This is a genomic window from Moraxella bovoculi 237 (assembly GCF_000696305.2).
Lineage (GTDB): Bacteria > Pseudomonadota > Gammaproteobacteria > Pseudomonadales > Moraxellaceae > Moraxella > Moraxella bovoculi.
Genome location: NZ_AOMT01000011.1, coordinates 1 through 15,410 on the forward strand (window position 1 = coordinate 1; position 15,410 = coordinate 15,410).

Genomic DNA, 15,410 nt, shown 5'->3' on the forward strand with positions numbered 1-15,410 from the left:
TTTTTTATATCAAATCTAATTTCACGCACTTTGGTACCCAAACCAACTCAAAATAACATACCAAACTACCTTTTAGACCCTATTAAAATGCGTTTGGGATTGGCAGTGAAATCAAAACTTCGTCCAGCGATTTGAGCATCTTAAAACATTGCCATAAAAAACACCCTATGATGGGTGTTTTTTATTGAGAAAGTCAATCAGCGTTTTTTGCGTTGGATGGCGTGAATCGCACGACCATCTGCAGACAGTGCCGCTTCATGCACTGCTTCAGATACGGTTGGGTGTGCAAAGGTCATCAGCTGCAAATCTTCAACGCTAGACACAAACTCAAGCGCAATCATGCCTTGATGAACGATGTCGCCTGCACCCACACCCACCATGTGCATGCCTAGTAGGCGATCAGTCTTGGCATCTGCCACGACCTTAATGAGACCTTGACCCTCACCTTGTGCCAACGCACGACCGTTAGCAGCTAAGCTGAACGAGCCAGTTTTAACTTCATGCCCACGGGCTTTTGCTTGCTCTTCGGTCAAGCCCACCCACGCAATCTCAGGATGCGTATAAATCACACTGATGATGGTATCGTAGTTTACTTGGGCTTTTTCGCCATGAATGCGTTCTACCGCCATCATGCCCTCTTCCATCGCTTTATGAGCCAGCATCGGTCCACGCACCAAATCACCGATGGCATACACACCATCTAGGTTGGTTTTGCACTGATCATCAACCGCCACCAAACCTCGTTCGGTCAGCTCAATGCCACAGCCATCAGCCAGTAGTGCTTCGCTGTATGCACGGCGACCCACGCAGACGATGAGCTTATCAAAAGTCTCAGTCTTAGTCTCGCCTTTAACGTCAGTAGTAACTACTACTTCGCCATTGACTACTTCAGCATTGGTAACTTTGGTGTCTACACGGATGTCTAGACCTTGTTTCTTAAGTAGCTTAGCGGCTTCTTTTGAGATGTCTTTGTCAGCGACCGCTAGGAATTCTGGCATGGCTTCATATACCACCACCTCAGAACCCAAGCGACGCCATACTGAACCAAGCTCAAGACCAATCACGCCAGCACCAATCACACCAAGACGTTTTGGTGCTTCTTTGAACTCTAGCGCGCCAGTTGAGTCTACGATGTACTCACCGTCAGTCTTGGCAACTGGGATTTCGATTGGCACGGAGCCTGCCGCTAGGATAACGTACTTAGCAGTGATGGTTGTTTCAGTGCCGTCATGAGCAGTGAATTTCACTTGCTTTTCAGCAGCTTTACCATCAAGTAGTGTACCCACGCCTTGTAGCCAGTCCACACCATTGCCTTTTAATAGACCTGCCACACCTGCGGTCAAGCCTTTCACGATGCTGTCCTTGCGCTCTAGCATCTTAGCGACGTCGATCGCCACATCACCTGTGGTAATACCGTGTTCGGCAAGTTCGTGGCGGGTCGCCTCATAGCGGTGCGAGCTGTCAAGCAGTGCTTTTGATGGGATGCAGCCCACGTTTAGGCAAGTACCACCAAGTGCAGGTTCGCCTTTGTGGATGCGTTTTTCGATACAAGCGGTGCTAAAGCCGAGCTGAGCAGCGCGGATGGCAGCTTCATAGCCACCAGGTCCACCACCAATTACAACTAAGTCGTATGAATTTTTCATGATTATTCTCTCTTTTTTAATGAAAGATGCCTACCTTGCGATAGGCATTGTTTTTATTATAGATCTAGGATTAGACGCGCTGGGTCTTCAATCAACTCTTTGATGGCTACCAAGAATTGAACCGCATCTTTACCATCGATCAGACGGTGGTCATAAGATAGAGCTAGGTACATCATTGGTAAGATAACCACTTCGCCATTTACCGCCATTGGGCGTTCGTTGATGGCGTGCATGCCTAGAATGGCAGTTTGTGGTGGGTTGATGATTGGCGTAGATAATAGTGAACCGAACACACCACCGTTAGTGATGGTGAATGTACCACCGGTCATCTCTTCGATTGCCAATTTACCTTCGCGCGCTTTAACCGCATAGTCACGGATGCCGCCTTCGATGTCGGCAAGACCCATGCTGTCAGTGTCACGTAGAACAGGTACAACCAGACCACGGTCGCTTGACACCGCCACGCCCACGTCATAGTAGCCGTGATACACAATGTCATCGCCATCAATAGACGCATTAACCGCAGGGAAACGCTTCAATGCTTCGGTAGCTGCTTTAACGAACAGCGACATGAAGCCCAATTTGACGCCGTGACGTTTTTCAAATTGGTCTTTGTATTTGGCACGCAAGTCCATCAACGGTTTCATGTTCACTTCATTGAACGTAGTTAGCATTGCGGTTTCTTGAGTAGCAGACAATAGACGCTCAGCGATACGCTTACGTAGACGAGTCATCGGTACGCGAGTCTCAGCACGCTCACCAACAGCTGTCGCGATAACGCTACCAGAAGTGGTTTTTAGCGTTGGGTTAATCATGTCAGACTTAGTCACACGACCGCCACGGCCACTGCCTTCTACATCAGCAGGGTTTACGCCAGTTTCTTTGGCAGCTTTACGAACGGCTGGGCTTTGATCTTTAAAGTCACCTTCAGCGCCTTTTGGCTGTACTGGTGCAGCAACGCTTGCAGGATCAATGGTGGTGCCTTTATCAGCTTCTTCTTTTGACAGTTCTTCTGCATTACCTGCTTTGGGTTCAGCAGTTGCACCCGCTTCGAATTGCGCGATAACTTCAGCAGATAGTACGGTGTCATCTACGCCTTTTACGATGCTGGTTACAACGCCATCATCAGGTGCAACAACTTCTAGAACAACTTTATCGGTCTCGATTTCTGCAAGCAGTTGGTCACGTGATACTTGCTCGCCTTCGGCAACGTGCCATTCTACGATGGTGCCATCTTGTACCGATTCTGGGAATACTGGGGCTTTAATTTCAGCCATGATAAACTCCTACGTTTATGTCAAATTTTAATATAAAAATCATAAATAATGCCAAACCGACTACCTTTGGTCAGTTTGGCTGATGAATTATTGCAATTGTTCTACTGTCACGCCTAGCGCATCAGCGATTAGGGCTTGCTGCTGAGCATTGTGGATCTTCGGAGAGCCGGTCGCAGGTGCTGCCGCTGCAGGACGTGTTGCAGGCGTTGCCAAGTTGGCTGACTGAGTCGCCATGATGCGATACATCTCAGGCAATAGATAGTACCAAGCACCTTGGTTTAGTGGCTCTTCTTGCGCCCACACGACATCAGCTAGGCTTGGATACTTCGCGAACTCTGATAAGATGCGCGCTTCTGGTAGCGGATATAGCTGCTCGATACGTACGATCGCCACGTGATCTAGACCCAGTTTACGGCGCTGATCCAGAAGCTCGTAGTATACCTTGCCACCACATAGCACAAGGCGAGTTACTTTGCTGTTGTCCAATGCATCGATCTCTGGCAGTACAGTTTCAAACTTACCATTTGCAAGCTCATCAAGCGTCGATGTCGCAAGCGGGTGACGAAGCAATGACTTAGGTGACATTACGATCAATGGCTTACGCGCAGGGCGGATAACCTGACGGCGTAGCGCATGGAAGATCTGTGCTGGTGTGGTCGGTGTAATCACTTGCATGTTGTCTTCAGCACACAGTTGCAAATAACGCTCTAGACGTGCTGATGAGTGCTCAGGGCCTTGACCTTCAAAGCCGTGCGGCAATAGCATGGTCAAGCCAGCCAGACGCTGCCACTTAGTCTCACCACTTGCGATGAACTGGTCAATCACAACCTGAGCACCGTTAGCAAAATCGCCAAACTGCGCTTCCCATACGATCAGTGCATTTGGCACTGTGGTCGCATAGCCGTATTCAAAGGCAAGTACTGCTTCTTCTGACAGTAGCGAGTTATAGGTAGCAAAACGTGCTTGACCTTCGCGGATGTGCTGGAGCGGGATGTACATGCTGCCGTCTTTTTGGTTATAAAGTTCAGAATGACGGTGCGAGAATGTACCACGACCCACGTCTTCACCTGTGATACGTACAAGCAGACCTTCATCAACCAAAGATGCATATGCCAATGTCTCAGCAGCGCCCCAGTTTAGTGGCTCTTCGCCCGTCTGCATGGCAAGACGTTGTGCTAGAACTTTGGCGACCTGACGCTGTAGTTCAAAGCCTTCTGGCACTTTTGCCATGGCTTGACCATAAGATTTTAGCTTCTCGATGTCAACGCCAGTTTCCCAGTCGTCTTCTAGCTTGTGACCCACATAAGGCGTCCAGTCAACGAATAGGCTGGTATCAGGTTCTGTCGCCAGACCTTGGGCCACGTCTTGACCGTTGTCAAGTGCCACGCGGTAGTTATCTTCGATTTGTGCTGACTCTTCTTTGGTCAGTACGTTTTCTTTTGTCAACTGCTCAGCATATCTGGTGCGAGTGGTTGGTAGTTTTTTGATAATTTGATACATCAATGGCTGAGTGGCTGACGGCTCGTCTGATTCGTTGTGGCCGTTACGGCGATAGCAGACGATGTCAAGCACGATGTCACGACCGAATTCTTGGCGATAATCTACCAATAGCTGAGAGGCAAATACCACCGCTTCAGGATCGTCACCATTAACATGGATAACAGGTGCGTGAACCATCTTCGCTACGTCAGTACAGTACTCAGTAGAACGCGCGTCTTCTGGGCGTGATGTGGTGAAGCCAACTTGGTTATTAATCACAACATGCAGCGTACCGCCTGTCTTGTAGGCACGAGTTTGTGACATTTGGAAAGTTTCTTGGTTAACACCTTGACCGGCAAACGCAGCATCACCGTGCACCACAATTGGCATCACCGTGCTGTTATCGATGTCATAGCCGTATCCTTCAGAACGACGAGCTTGACGCGCACGCACTGAGCCCAGCATCACCGGAGAGACGATCTCTAGATGCGATGGGTTATACGCCAATGCCAAGTGCAGCTCACCACCCTTGGTAACGACGTTCGAGCTAAAACCGTTGTGGTATTTTACGTCACCAGAACCAACGGTAGGCTGGATCTTACCGTCAAATTCATCAAACAGTACAGACGGGTTCTTACCCATGATGTTCACAAGTAGGTTCAGACGACCGCGGTGTGCCATGCCAATAACGACTTCTTTGGCGCCATAGCCGCCAACACGCTGAATCATCTCGTGCACAGCAGGAATGAAGCTCTCGCCCCCTTCTAGACCGAAGCGCTTCACGCCGGTATATTTACGCGCAAGGTATTTTTCCAGACCTTCGGCAGCGGTTAGACGGTCAAAGATTTCTAGTTTTTTGTCTTTATCGAAGCGGATATGGCCGTGGTTTGATTCGATATAATTTTCGAACCAACGTTTCTCGGTCGCTGTGAATACATGCATGTATTCATAGCCAATACTGCCACAATACACACGCTCTAGAATCTCAATAATCTCGCGTAGGGTTGCTTCAGATTTACCGATGGCAAGATCGCTGGTTGGGAAAGTCGTGTCAAGATCTGCTTCAGACAGACCATGATAAGCCAAGGTCAAATCTTCAACAGGTGCACGCTGCTGTAGTGCCAATGGGTCAAGCTGAGCTTTGCGATGACCACGACGACGATAAGCAGAGATCAACTGCTGAACTGCCATTTGTTTAGGGTCGCAGTCAGTGCTGCCGCCTTGGGCTTGACCAGGACGGGCGTTTGTTTGGTTGCGGGCAAGTAGCAAGAACTGCTCTTTGATCGCGTTGTGCGGGGCATCGCCTGCTTGCTCATAATCGGCAAAGTATTTTTGCCACTCGATGCTCACACTTGCCTTATCCGCCAAATAGTCCTCGTACAACGCCTCAACATACGCTGCACCATCTGCGGTGAGTTCGGTGCTTTGATAGGCCACCGTATCTTTGCTACTTTTTGTCATAATTTAACACTCTCAGTCAATGGTGTTTTCTTGATTGGTTTTTTAAATCATCACTTAAAAAGCCAATCAAACTGTCGAATTTATAAAAAAATACCATACTGTGCATAGTTTACGCCATTTGGCAAAACATAACAAGTTGCAAAGAGTTTTAAAATGTGAATAAGGGAAATTTTTTAGAAAACTTGTCCAAAAACTGCGGTATAGCAAAAAAAATTTTGCTAGGTTTAAATACTAATACAAGCGTAATGACAAACTCTAAAAATACCAAAAACATCAAAAATCAGCCCAAGTTACAAGAACCGCCAAAATAACGCAGGGGTTTGTTTGAGTAGTTTTTGGGTATCAACGATAGCAGTAAAAGTGGTACCGGCAAGATTTTTTTGGGTGTCGGTGGTGGGTAAGATTAACAAAACCTTACCCTTACTTTGATTGTCGGTGGTAAGCCACATCTTTTCAAACTGACGGCGTGTGAGTGTGCGATTGCCCCAGCTACTATCCGCCAAATAGACATTGTACTCATCAATGGCACGCACCACACTAAAATGGTCGCTTCGTTTGTGATTGACATAAACAATGGCAGGAATTTTAAGCTTGGTAAGTGTGTCATAATCCATCATTACACCACGAGAAGTAAAACCATATTTTTCACTGACCTTTGCCAAATCCAAAAACGATGACATCACATCATCTAATGCCATATCGTCCAAAATCTGCTGTTCTGTTTTAGGCGTTTGATAAAAGTAAGTTAAAATGGTAGAAAGCGATGATGCACCACAAGAATAGTCCACATCTTGCTTGGCAACTTTGCTATTTTTAATATCGGTGTAAGCGGTCTTTGTGCTAAGTGTTTTGGGTGTATGCCAATCTGCATAAGCCAAATTTATGCTAAAAGCAACTATAAATAAAAGAGCTTTTTTCATTACGATTACAATCTTAGCCATTAAAGCCTTATTTGGCATTTTGTTTTTGGGCTTGGCGGTATTTTTGAGATAAAGGCGGTGGCAACTCCCCAATCTTGGTGGTCAATCCGACCGATACCGTACTACCGCTAGCTCCTGAAATTGGTGTGCGAACATTGGCAGTCAAGTTACTTCTTGCACTTAGTGCATAAGCCAAACCAAGATTTAAAGAGGTTTGTGTTTGGTTGTTTTCTATGTTACCAAAGTCGTTTTTGTCCGCCCATTTGTGGCGAACACTCACACCGCCTGTCAGCGTAATATCAGGATTGACCGCAAAACCTACCATACCGTTTAACATCGCTGTATCGCCCAAATCCACACGATTACTTGCATTGGTCTCACGATTTGCCTGATATTGATAAGTCCCCGTCAGACTAAGTACGATGGGGTCATTGACCGTATAAGTGGTAAAATCCAATGAGTGCTGATGCACCACTTCTGCTTTTTAGCCCTTGTGTGTTGTCATAAAGCGATAATTCGCCAAACATCAAGCCATCTGGCAAGGTTTTATGGTTTTTGATGATTTGGTATTGGGTGGCTAGGCTCACATCATTTAGGCTTGTATCGCTTGACTTTGATAAATCCGCACCATTTTGATGACGGTCATTGCGATAGACACCGTTAGCCTTAATACCCATTTCTAGTCTATCACTCACACCATAACGCATTCCAAAAGATGCAATTAGGCTATCGGTATTGGTATTGCTCTCGCCAATATTGGGCAGATAAACCGTTCGTCCACCGCCTAAGTCTACGCTGTTAAAGCCTTGTGCCACCGCCGATGTTTTTTGTTGATTAAAATAGCTAAGTTCGGTATCCAATTTAAAGCGGTTTTTATCCGCCAAAATGTCATCAACCGTAAGAGGTAGGTCGGCGTGGGTGATGAGTGGCAATATGGTTAAAGTTAGCAATAAAAGTTTCAATCTCATAATATCATCTCAAACTATCCTAATTACACTATTTATCTTTATGGGATAATTGGTATCAATATTCCCAATGTTTAATTCTTTTGATTGATGAATAAGCATCTTTTGGGCTTTCTTCAAAAAAAGTCAGTTCAAAAGCTCCATAATACCTATGGATATCTTTTAACAAAGCCGCACTTTCTTGCTTTAATGCATATTCAGAATATGCAGTACCTTTTTTTATTTCTTTTATCGCTTTATGCCAAGTCAAATTAAGCACATCGCCAAAAATGGATTTTAGTTCATGTTTTAGCAAATCCGTAGCAATGCAAACAAAAGCATTGTTTTTTTGTCTTTTGCCAAGTAATGACCATTTACAAAAACGATGTGTCTGCAACATGACCATTAAGCAGTTTGATTTTAATAATCATGACTACATCCTAAAATTAATTTAAGCTTAACAAGTCAATCAATAATCTTATAAAAAATATGGCAATATGTTTAAAATAAGATAACAAACAATTACTTTTCAGCTCTGGTCCAAAAAGTATGCTACAAGGAAAACCGTTCGTGGTGAGCTTGGGAAACCTAACGGTTGTCCTACCCTTCGATAGGCTCAGGGTCAACGAAAAACCTAGTTCAGCATACTTTTTGGACCACTACCTTTGAATCAAATTCTAAAAGATTAGCACAATACATTATTATCATTAAAGACTACCAATCTAACAAGCGGAGTTAAGATAATAGCGATTAACAAAGAATAATTCAGTAGAAAATCTTCAATATAATTTTCCGTCTGAATGGTAAAAAACATAGGGCTTTTAAAATAGTCATTTATAAAAAAAGAGCCGATTAAAAACACAAACAATATTGACAATAAAAAACTCGAAGCCAAAACATCATCGCAGGGGCGATAAGAAAATAAAATTAAGACAACTAAAAAAGCGTGAAATTTGGTTAAGTGCTTAACCAAATTTCTAACTTTCTTTAGGATTTTACCCTTCAACAAAGTTACCACCAGCCTTTGCGGTTTCCAACACCATTAATTGTACCCCCAGCAAATGCTACTTTAGATGCGCCATATATGGCTTGAGCACCACGCACAGGCACCAACGCACCTCCAACAACAGACTTACCTAGACCTGCCGCAGTGCACTTTGTATAAGCACAGCCCGATATATAGCTAATACCGCCTATTGCCCCTCCAACCGCATAAGGAACCCATGCTCCTTCCGTCTCTGCCATCTCCTTATCAGTCATAGCAACAGCTTGTAAGTTTTGGGTGTCATCAAAAGCAAACGATAAATCGGTTGCTTCATTAAATTGGGTAGATAACTCTACGCTTGGTGTGGTGCTTGGTATAGTTTGATAAACAGTTATTTCTGCAAATGCAGGGGCGGTGGCGATAGTATCAGTAATTGCTAGGATTGACAATTTTTTCATAATATTTTTCTTTAAATTACAAGTCTCAACCGTCAGCAAGACTTGGTGTTAGAGTACAGTTGTGCTGACTTGCATGATATTAGTAATTCTTTTGCTTTGTCAAGAGGTTTGATACTACGCTTGTACTTTTAAACCAATCCATGATATCAATCATTTCTTGGTGAATCAACTTATCGCTCCAAGCTGCATAGTCGCTGATGATTTAGGCAGATTACAATATCAAAGTTGACATCCAGTTTGCTCATGCGCAAACGATATATAAATTATTGAACTCTACAAAAATAGCTTTTTCATTTATCATGCCTATTTTATGAGTTTGCATATTTGCAAAATCTTCAGAGTAGGAAAAAGATAAAAAAGTTTTATCTTCTTGTAATTTTTTTAATATATTGATAATACTGTTTGATAACAAAAACATCGATGGATAAATACATTTATTTCTTAAGTCCATTTTTATGCAGTTGTTAAAAAGTTTTGGATTCGATGAGTGCGTAACAATCATGTCTTCAATAATAAAACATTTCTGTATTATACCATCTTCATTATTGACCGTTTTTCTATAATAAAGATGATTATTTTTTTCACATTGTAAAAAAAATCTTGCTTCCCTTAAAAGGCAATGTTTATTATTAGACCTTGCACAGGCAATTTCAAAAAACATCTTCTTTATCTTAATTTATCTATGTCGTTTTCCATAAAAAAGCATGACCTCTGTATTTTTGGTTTGTATGCTGGTAATGCGAATAATTAGAGTGCAGCTCCTTTTTTTCCATGCCGAATAATATTTTGCCGTCCCCATGCTTGATTTGCAATTGCTTTGGCTTGTTGAGAGTTTCTCGTGTAGATATTCGCACCTTTTGATAGAGCAGCACCAGCAACTCTCTGCGTTACCCATCTTTGTGCTATAAAACGCCCACCATGAATCACCCCTATTGCCACCAATGGAGCAACCGCTCCTTCCGTCTCCTGCATCTCTGCAAGTGTCATATCGGTGGCTTGCAAATTTTCTATATCATCAAAAGCAAACGATAAATCGGCTTCCTGGGTTGGTTGAGTAGATAATTCTACACTTGGTGTGGTGCTTAGTATGGCTTGATAAACAGTCGTCTCTGCAAAAGCAGGGGCGGTGATAATAGTAGCACTTAGTGCTAGGATTGAAAATTTTTTCACAATATTTTTCCTTAAATTACAAGTCCCAGCCATCAGCAAGGCTTGTTAAAGTACAGTTGTTCTGATTTGAATGATACTATAGTATTCTTTTGCTTTGTCAAACACTTCTTGTGATTTTTTACTGGTTAAAATTCATTGCTTTTATTTCTGTATTTATTGTTCAGCGACTTTTATCCGCCAAGATATCTTCTATTGTGAGGGGTAGGTCGGCGTGGGCGATGAGTGGAAAAATAAGCACAATAGATAATAAATTATTAACTTTCATTTTGGATTTCCATAAATAATATGCTTTGACCAATTAAGCAGAGTGGACCTTGCCCATCCTATGCCACCAATAAGACAACACCAGTATCTATGACAAAACCCGCTCTTAAGTCTTTTATGCTTATCTTTTTGGCAATATTAGACGGTCTGCTATCTTCCTCATAAATAGAAAATGTAAAACTACCAACCTTATCAAAAACATCATGCAAAAATAATTCCCCATCTTGATTTAGACATCTTTGGTATTTGGCAATAATCTTTCCTCTTTGTATGTCCTTATAGATATCTTTGAGCTGTTTTTTGGGCAGGCTATCATTAAGCAATTCTCCATCAATGATGGTCTGACAATCACTCAATTCCCAAGCCCAGCCAGTAAGACTGTTATTTTTTACATCTTTTGATAGGTAATGATTGGCCAGACGAAAAGAGTGCTTTTCCATACTCTCAAAAGGTTGTATCTCAAAAAACATTTTATGCCTCAAAAATACCATCAATAAATAACCATTCAAAATCATCTACGATATTGATTGCCATAAAAAAATATGTCCTTTATTTTCCATGCCATTTATTTTTCGTATTGTCGGTTGATAATGAGAATAATCAACATGTTTTCGATGTCCACTCGGTCCATGTCGAGTAACATTGCTTTTGCCGTACGCCTAATTTGCCAAACTTTTCGCCTGTTGTGATGTACCTAACACATGAGATTACAACCTTTGCGTGCCGCATTTACAGCAATACTTCTAGAAACATAGCGTGTTGCAATAAACCTACCTGTATTCATTGCAAAACACCAAGTGCATAGATAGGAGCAACCGCCCCCTCCGTCTCCTGCATCTCGCTATCAGTCATTGCGACTGCTTGTAAGTTTTGGATATCCTCAAAAGCAAACGATAGGTCGGTTGCTTGAGTCGTTTGACTAGATAATTCTACACTTAGGGCAGTACTTGGTATAGACAAACAGTTGTTTCTGCAAAAACACGGGCGCTAATAATAGTAGCACTTAGTGCTAGGATTGATAGTTTTTTTCATAAAACTTTTCTTTATTAACATTAGGAAAAGCTATCAGTATGGCACTGATAGTCAATAACTACACTAATGTAGTATATTTAGTGTAGTTATTGTGTACGATAGCAAAAAACACAGTTGTATATGTCAGGTGTTTTTTATAATTTTTATTTAGTTTGTTTGATTTTTATCTTTTGATAACTTTTTAACAACCAAACTATAAAATAAACGCTCAATTTGATAAGAAAATAATTTATACAATAAAATCGCTATAAAACCAAATAAAGATACAACCGTATTTTGCCAGTAAGCACCAACCAAGACAATCACAATCAACAAACTTAACAGAAAATATCCCAATATCTGTAACTTTTTTTCACAATCAATACATCTAGACTGATGCTCTAAGTTGTTTATACAATTTTTATCACAACTTAATTGTTTTTTTATAAAATTCATAATAATCCAATTATATTAACTATGATGCAAAGAAAAAATAATTAAACTTAACCTGCCTGTTTTAAACAAATAAGCAGATTAAGTCTTACCAAGCTACTCAACAAACAAGCAGTACAACTACTTACCTTTATTACTATTACCTTGGCTTTTACCCCAAGTATATGTACCATAAACCAAACCAGCATTACTAATATAATGTTTAGCTAGTTGATTTGTAACAAAACGACCTCCCACATTCAAAATAATGGGTATAAAAGCCCCCTCCATCTCTGCCATCTACTTATCTGTCATGGCAACAGTTTGTAAGTTTTCTACATCATCAAACGCAAAAGACAAATCCGCTTGTGAAGTGGTGGCTGATGTATCCATAACATCAAGTGAAACGGTAGATTGTGTAACGCTTGGTGTGGCATAAGAGTTTACTTCTGCAAAAGCAGGAGTAATGGCAGTGGTTGCAGTCAGTGCAAGGATTGAGAATTTTTTTCATGAGATTTTCCTTAACATAAAAATACAAGCCTTATCCGTCAGCAAGACTTGATAGAGTACGATTGTGCTGACTTGCGTGGTATTATAGTTGTTTTTTGATTTATCAAGGTTGTTTGGACAAATGTACATTTTACACCTCTTGCCATCAATAACTTTATCAGCAACAAAAAACCCCACCAAATGGCAGGGCTTTTGGGCAAATGATGATCAGCCCGCCACATCAAGCAGCATGTTACGGATGTGTCCGATTGCCTTAGTTGGGTTTAGACCCTTAGGACATACAGACACACAGTTCATAATGCCACGGCAACGGAACAGGCTAAATGGGTCATCCAGACGTGCCAAACGAGCTTGGGTGTCGCTGTCACGGCTGTCAATGATGAAACGATAGCCATTCAGTAGTGCCGATGGACCCAGGAACTTATCAGGATTCCACCAGAATGATGGGCATGAGGTTGAGCAGCATGCACATAGAATACATTCATATAGACCGTTTAGTTTCTCACGATCTTCTGGTGATTGTAAACGCTCTTTTGGTGGTGCAGGTTGATCGTTGATCAAGAACGGATGAACTTTTTCATACTGAGCGTAGAATTGGTTCATATCTACCACCAAATCTTTAATCACTGGTAGCCCAGGTAGTGGACGTACGACGATTTTATTTGGTAAGGTGTTCATGTTGATCAGACATGCAAGACCGTTCTTACCGTTGATGTTCATACCATCAGAACCACAGATGCCCTCACGGCAGCTGCGACGGAAAGTTAGGGTCTCGTCGATTTTTTTAAGACGTAGCAGAACATCAAGAAGCATACGATCAGAATCTAGAAGTTCGATTTCGTAAGTCTGCATGTATGGGGCGTTGTCTTTGTCTGGGTCGTAGCGATAAATCTCTACAATGCGCTTGCCTCGACTCATTGTCTTTCTCCGCAATTGGCTTGGGCGTCTGGCAGTTTGGCTTTTGCCCAAGCGTTTTGTTAATTGTTAAAAATTAGAACGTACGAACGCGTGGCTCACAGTAATCCACAGTTAGAGGCTTCTTGCGAACTGGCTTATAAATCACACGGTTACCTTCAGAGTACCAAAGCGTGTGCTTCATCCATTCGTGGTCATTACGTCCCAGCGGTGCATAGTCGTCATCAGCAGGACGCTCATAATCTAGTACGCTGTGCGCACCACGGCACTCGTGACGTAGAGCAGCTGATAGCATGGTCGCCTTAGCAACTTCATACAAGTTCGCCACTTCTAGCGCTTCGATACGTGAGGTGTTGAAGACAGCTGATTTGTCTTTTAGGTGGATTTGCTCAACTTTTGGTGCCAGAGCTAAAATTCTCTCTACGCCTTCGTCCATCAACGCTTGGGTACGGAATACGCCTGCGTGTGATTGCATGATAGAACGGATCTCATCAGCAACTTCTTGGGCATTGTAGCCTTCGGTTGAGTTTTGTAGCTTATCAAGACGACCTTGAGTGTAGTCAAGTACGCGTGGATCTAGCGGCTTGTAACCGCGGTCAGACTTCGCGAATTCATCAAGGATGTGCTGACCTGCTGCGCGGCCAAATACCACCAAGTCAAGTAGTGAGTTCGTACCTAGACGGTTCGCACCGTGTACAGACACACACGCACACTCACCGATCGCATACAGACCTTTGATCACGCGACCTTCAGTGTATAGGCCTTGTTCATCAACGTTACCATCTAGAACAGGTACAGTTACTTGTCCGTGGATGTTGGTTGGGATGCCGCCCATCATGTAGTGAATGGTAGGTACAACAGGAACAGGCTCTTTGGTGATGTCAACGTTCGCAAAGTTATGACTGATCTCAAATACAGAAGGCAGGCGCTTCATGATCTCGGCGTGACCTAAGTGGGTCATGTCCATCACAATGTAGTCGCCATTGGGACCACAGCCGCGACCTTCTTTGATCTCTTGGTCCATAGAACGTGATACGAAGTCACGCGGCGCAAGGTCTTTTAGAGTTGGGGCATAACGCTCCATGAACGCTTCGCCGTGCTTATTACGAAGGATTGCACCTTCACCACGACAGCCTTCAGTCAATAGTACGCCAGCGCCTGCCACACCTGTTGGGTGGAATTGCCAGAATTCCATATCTTGTAGCGGGATGCCTGCACGCACAACCATGCCCAGACCATCACCTGTGTTAATGTAGGCATTGGTAGAAGCGCGGAAGATACGACCTGCACCACCTGTCGCTAGTACGGTAGTTTGAGCTTGGAATACAGAGATGTTGCCTGTTTCTTGATCTAGCGCAACCACACCATTGATGTTACCGTCAGCATCTTTGATCAGGTCAAGAGCGATCCACTCAACGAAGAATTGGGTGCCTTTCTCAAGGTTTTTTTGGTATAGTGTGTGCAGCAGCGCGTGACCTGTACGGTCAGCTGCAGCACAGGCACGTGGAACAGCTTTTTCGCCGTAGTTAGCACTGTGACCGCCGAATGGACGCTGATAGATTGTACCGTCTGCATTACGGTCGAATGGCATACCCATGTGCTCTAGCTCATATACAACCTTTGGTGCCTCGCGGCACATATATTCGATTGCGTCTTGGTCACCCAACCAGTCAGAACCTTTTACGGTGTCATAGAAGTGGAAGTGCCAGTTGTCATTACTCATGTTACCCAAAGATGCACCAATACCGCCTTGAGCAGCAACAGTGTGCGAACGAGTTGGGAAAACTTTAGTCAGTACCGCCACCTTCATGCCGCCTTCTACAAGCTGCAAAGATGCACGCATACCAGAGCCACCGCCACCGACGATGACAGCGTCAAAGTTTAGCGTGGGGATGTTATTAATTGTATTATCTTGTGCTGATGCCATGTTAAATCCTAGAA

Annotated in this window: 15 protein-coding genes; all 15 read right to left on the bottom strand. The window is 43.2% G+C overall.

The window, feature by feature from the left end; all coding sequences use genetic code 11:
- Nucleotides 1-197: 197 nt before the first annotated feature.
- The 15 genes from lpdA to sdhA all read right to left on the bottom strand — a co-directional run bounded on the left by lpdA (nucleotide 198) and on the right by sdhA (nucleotide 15,396).
- Nucleotides 198-1,643, bottom strand: a complete 1,446-nt coding sequence (lpdA, locus tag MBO_RS03220) for a dihydrolipoyl dehydrogenase (RefSeq protein WP_036363610.1) — start codon at nucleotides 1,641-1,643, stop codon at nucleotides 198-200.
- A gap of 56 nt (nucleotides 1,644-1,699) precedes the next feature.
- Nucleotides 1,700-2,920 carry a 2-oxoglutarate dehydrogenase complex dihydrolipoyllysine-residue succinyltransferase gene (odhB, locus tag MBO_RS03225; protein ID WP_036363613.1) on the bottom strand — a complete coding sequence of 407 codons (1,221 nt, stop codon included), beginning with the start codon at nucleotides 2,918-2,920 and terminating at the stop codon, nucleotides 1,700-1,702.
- Nucleotides 2,921-3,007: 87 nt separating this feature from the next.
- Entirely contained in the window at nucleotides 3,008-5,860 is a 2,853-nt protein-coding gene (locus tag MBO_RS03230) for a 2-oxoglutarate dehydrogenase E1 component (protein ID WP_036363615.1), read from the bottom strand.
- Between the two features lie 290 nt (nucleotides 5,861-6,150).
- Entirely contained in the window at nucleotides 6,151-6,738 is a 588-nt protein-coding gene (locus MBO_RS03235) for a C39 family peptidase (protein WP_160169657.1), read from the bottom strand.
- A gap of 70 nt (nucleotides 6,739-6,808) precedes the next feature.
- Nucleotides 6,809-7,252: a hypothetical protein gene (locus tag MBO_RS03240; RefSeq protein ID WP_152545092.1), complete on the bottom strand. Its 444-nt coding sequence runs from the start codon at nucleotides 7,250-7,252 to the stop codon at nucleotides 6,809-6,811.
- Nucleotides 7,209-7,748, bottom strand: coding sequence for a hypothetical protein (locus MBO_RS03245; RefSeq protein WP_036363621.1), 540 nt, complete (start codon nucleotides 7,746-7,748; stop codon nucleotides 7,209-7,211). The genes MBO_RS03240 and MBO_RS03245 overlap by 44 nt, the downstream gene beginning before the upstream one ends.
- A gap of 55 nt (nucleotides 7,749-7,803) precedes the next feature.
- A complete protein-coding gene (locus tag MBO_RS03250; protein WP_152545093.1) occupies nucleotides 7,804-8,124 on the bottom strand; it encodes a hypothetical protein in 321 nt (106 codons plus the stop codon).
- Between the two features lie 611 nt (nucleotides 8,125-8,735).
- Nucleotides 8,736-9,167 (bottom strand): hypothetical protein, encoded by a 432-nt coding sequence (locus MBO_RS03255; RefSeq protein WP_036363629.1) that lies wholly within the window; start codon nucleotides 9,165-9,167, stop codon nucleotides 8,736-8,738.
- A 241-nt stretch (nucleotides 9,168-9,408) separates the two neighbouring features.
- Nucleotides 9,409-9,828, bottom strand: coding sequence for a hypothetical protein (locus MBO_RS03260; protein ID WP_036363632.1), 420 nt, complete (start codon nucleotides 9,826-9,828; stop codon nucleotides 9,409-9,411).
- 86 nt (nucleotides 9,829-9,914) lie between these two features.
- On the bottom strand, nucleotides 9,915-10,337 hold the full coding sequence (locus tag MBO_RS03265; protein ID WP_152545094.1) for a hypothetical protein: 423 nt from the start codon (nucleotides 10,335-10,337) through the stop codon (nucleotides 9,915-9,917).
- A 323-nt stretch (nucleotides 10,338-10,660) separates the two neighbouring features.
- Complete coding sequence (locus MBO_RS03270; protein WP_160169658.1) at nucleotides 10,661-11,110, bottom strand: hypothetical protein; 450 nt, start codon at nucleotides 11,108-11,110, stop codon at nucleotides 10,661-10,663.
- Between the two features lie 271 nt (nucleotides 11,111-11,381).
- Nucleotides 11,382-11,561, bottom strand: a complete 180-nt coding sequence (locus tag MBO_RS03275; protein WP_046699519.1) for a hypothetical protein — start codon at nucleotides 11,559-11,561, stop codon at nucleotides 11,382-11,384.
- 219 nt (nucleotides 11,562-11,780) lie between these two features.
- Nucleotides 11,781-12,068 (bottom strand): hypothetical protein, encoded by a 288-nt coding sequence (locus MBO_RS03280; RefSeq protein ID WP_036363638.1) that lies wholly within the window; start codon nucleotides 12,066-12,068, stop codon nucleotides 11,781-11,783.
- Nucleotides 12,069-12,761: 693 nt separating this feature from the next.
- Complete coding sequence (locus MBO_RS03285; RefSeq protein ID WP_036363641.1) at nucleotides 12,762-13,472, bottom strand: succinate dehydrogenase iron-sulfur subunit; 711 nt, start codon at nucleotides 13,470-13,472, stop codon at nucleotides 12,762-12,764.
- 73 nt (nucleotides 13,473-13,545) lie between these two features.
- The gene (sdhA, locus tag MBO_RS03290) at nucleotides 13,546-15,396 is read right to left on the bottom strand and encodes a succinate dehydrogenase flavoprotein subunit (RefSeq protein WP_036363643.1); all 1,851 of its coding nucleotides are present in this window, start codon (nucleotides 15,394-15,396) and stop codon (nucleotides 13,546-13,548) included.
- Nucleotides 15,397-15,410 lie beyond the last annotated feature (14 nt).

Coding starts and splice junctions, on each gene's coding strand:
- lpdA (WP_036363610.1), bottom strand. CDS start 1,643: ATGAAAAATTCATACGACTTAGTTGTAATTGGTGGTGGACCTGGTGGC.
- odhB (WP_036363613.1), bottom strand. CDS start 2,920: ATGGCTGAAATTAAAGCCCCAGTATTCCCAGAATCGGTACAAGATGGC.
- MBO_RS03230 (WP_036363615.1), bottom strand. CDS start 5,860: ATGACAAAAAGTAGCAAAGATACGGTGGCCTATCAAAGCACCGAACTC.
- MBO_RS03245 (WP_036363621.1), bottom strand. CDS start 7,748: ATGAGATTGAAACTTTTATTGCTAACTTTAACCATATTGCCACTCATC.
- MBO_RS03250 (WP_152545093.1), bottom strand. CDS start 8,124: ATGTTGCAGACACATCGTTTTTGTAAATGGTCATTACTTGGCAAAAGA.
- MBO_RS03255 (WP_036363629.1), bottom strand. CDS start 9,167: ATGAAAAAATTGTCAATCCTAGCAATTACTGATACTATCGCCACCGCC.
- MBO_RS03260 (WP_036363632.1), bottom strand. CDS start 9,828: ATGTTTTTTGAAATTGCCTGTGCAAGGTCTAATAATAAACATTGCCTT.
- MBO_RS03280 (WP_036363638.1), bottom strand. CDS start 12,068: ATGAATTTTATAAAAAAACAATTAAGTTGTGATAAAAATTGTATAAAC.
- MBO_RS03285 (WP_036363641.1), bottom strand. CDS start 13,472: ATGAGTCGAGGCAAGCGCATTGTAGAGATTTATCGCTACGACCCAGAC.
- sdhA (WP_036363643.1), bottom strand. CDS start 15,396: ATGGCATCAGCACAAGATAATACAATTAATAACATCCCCACGCTAAAC.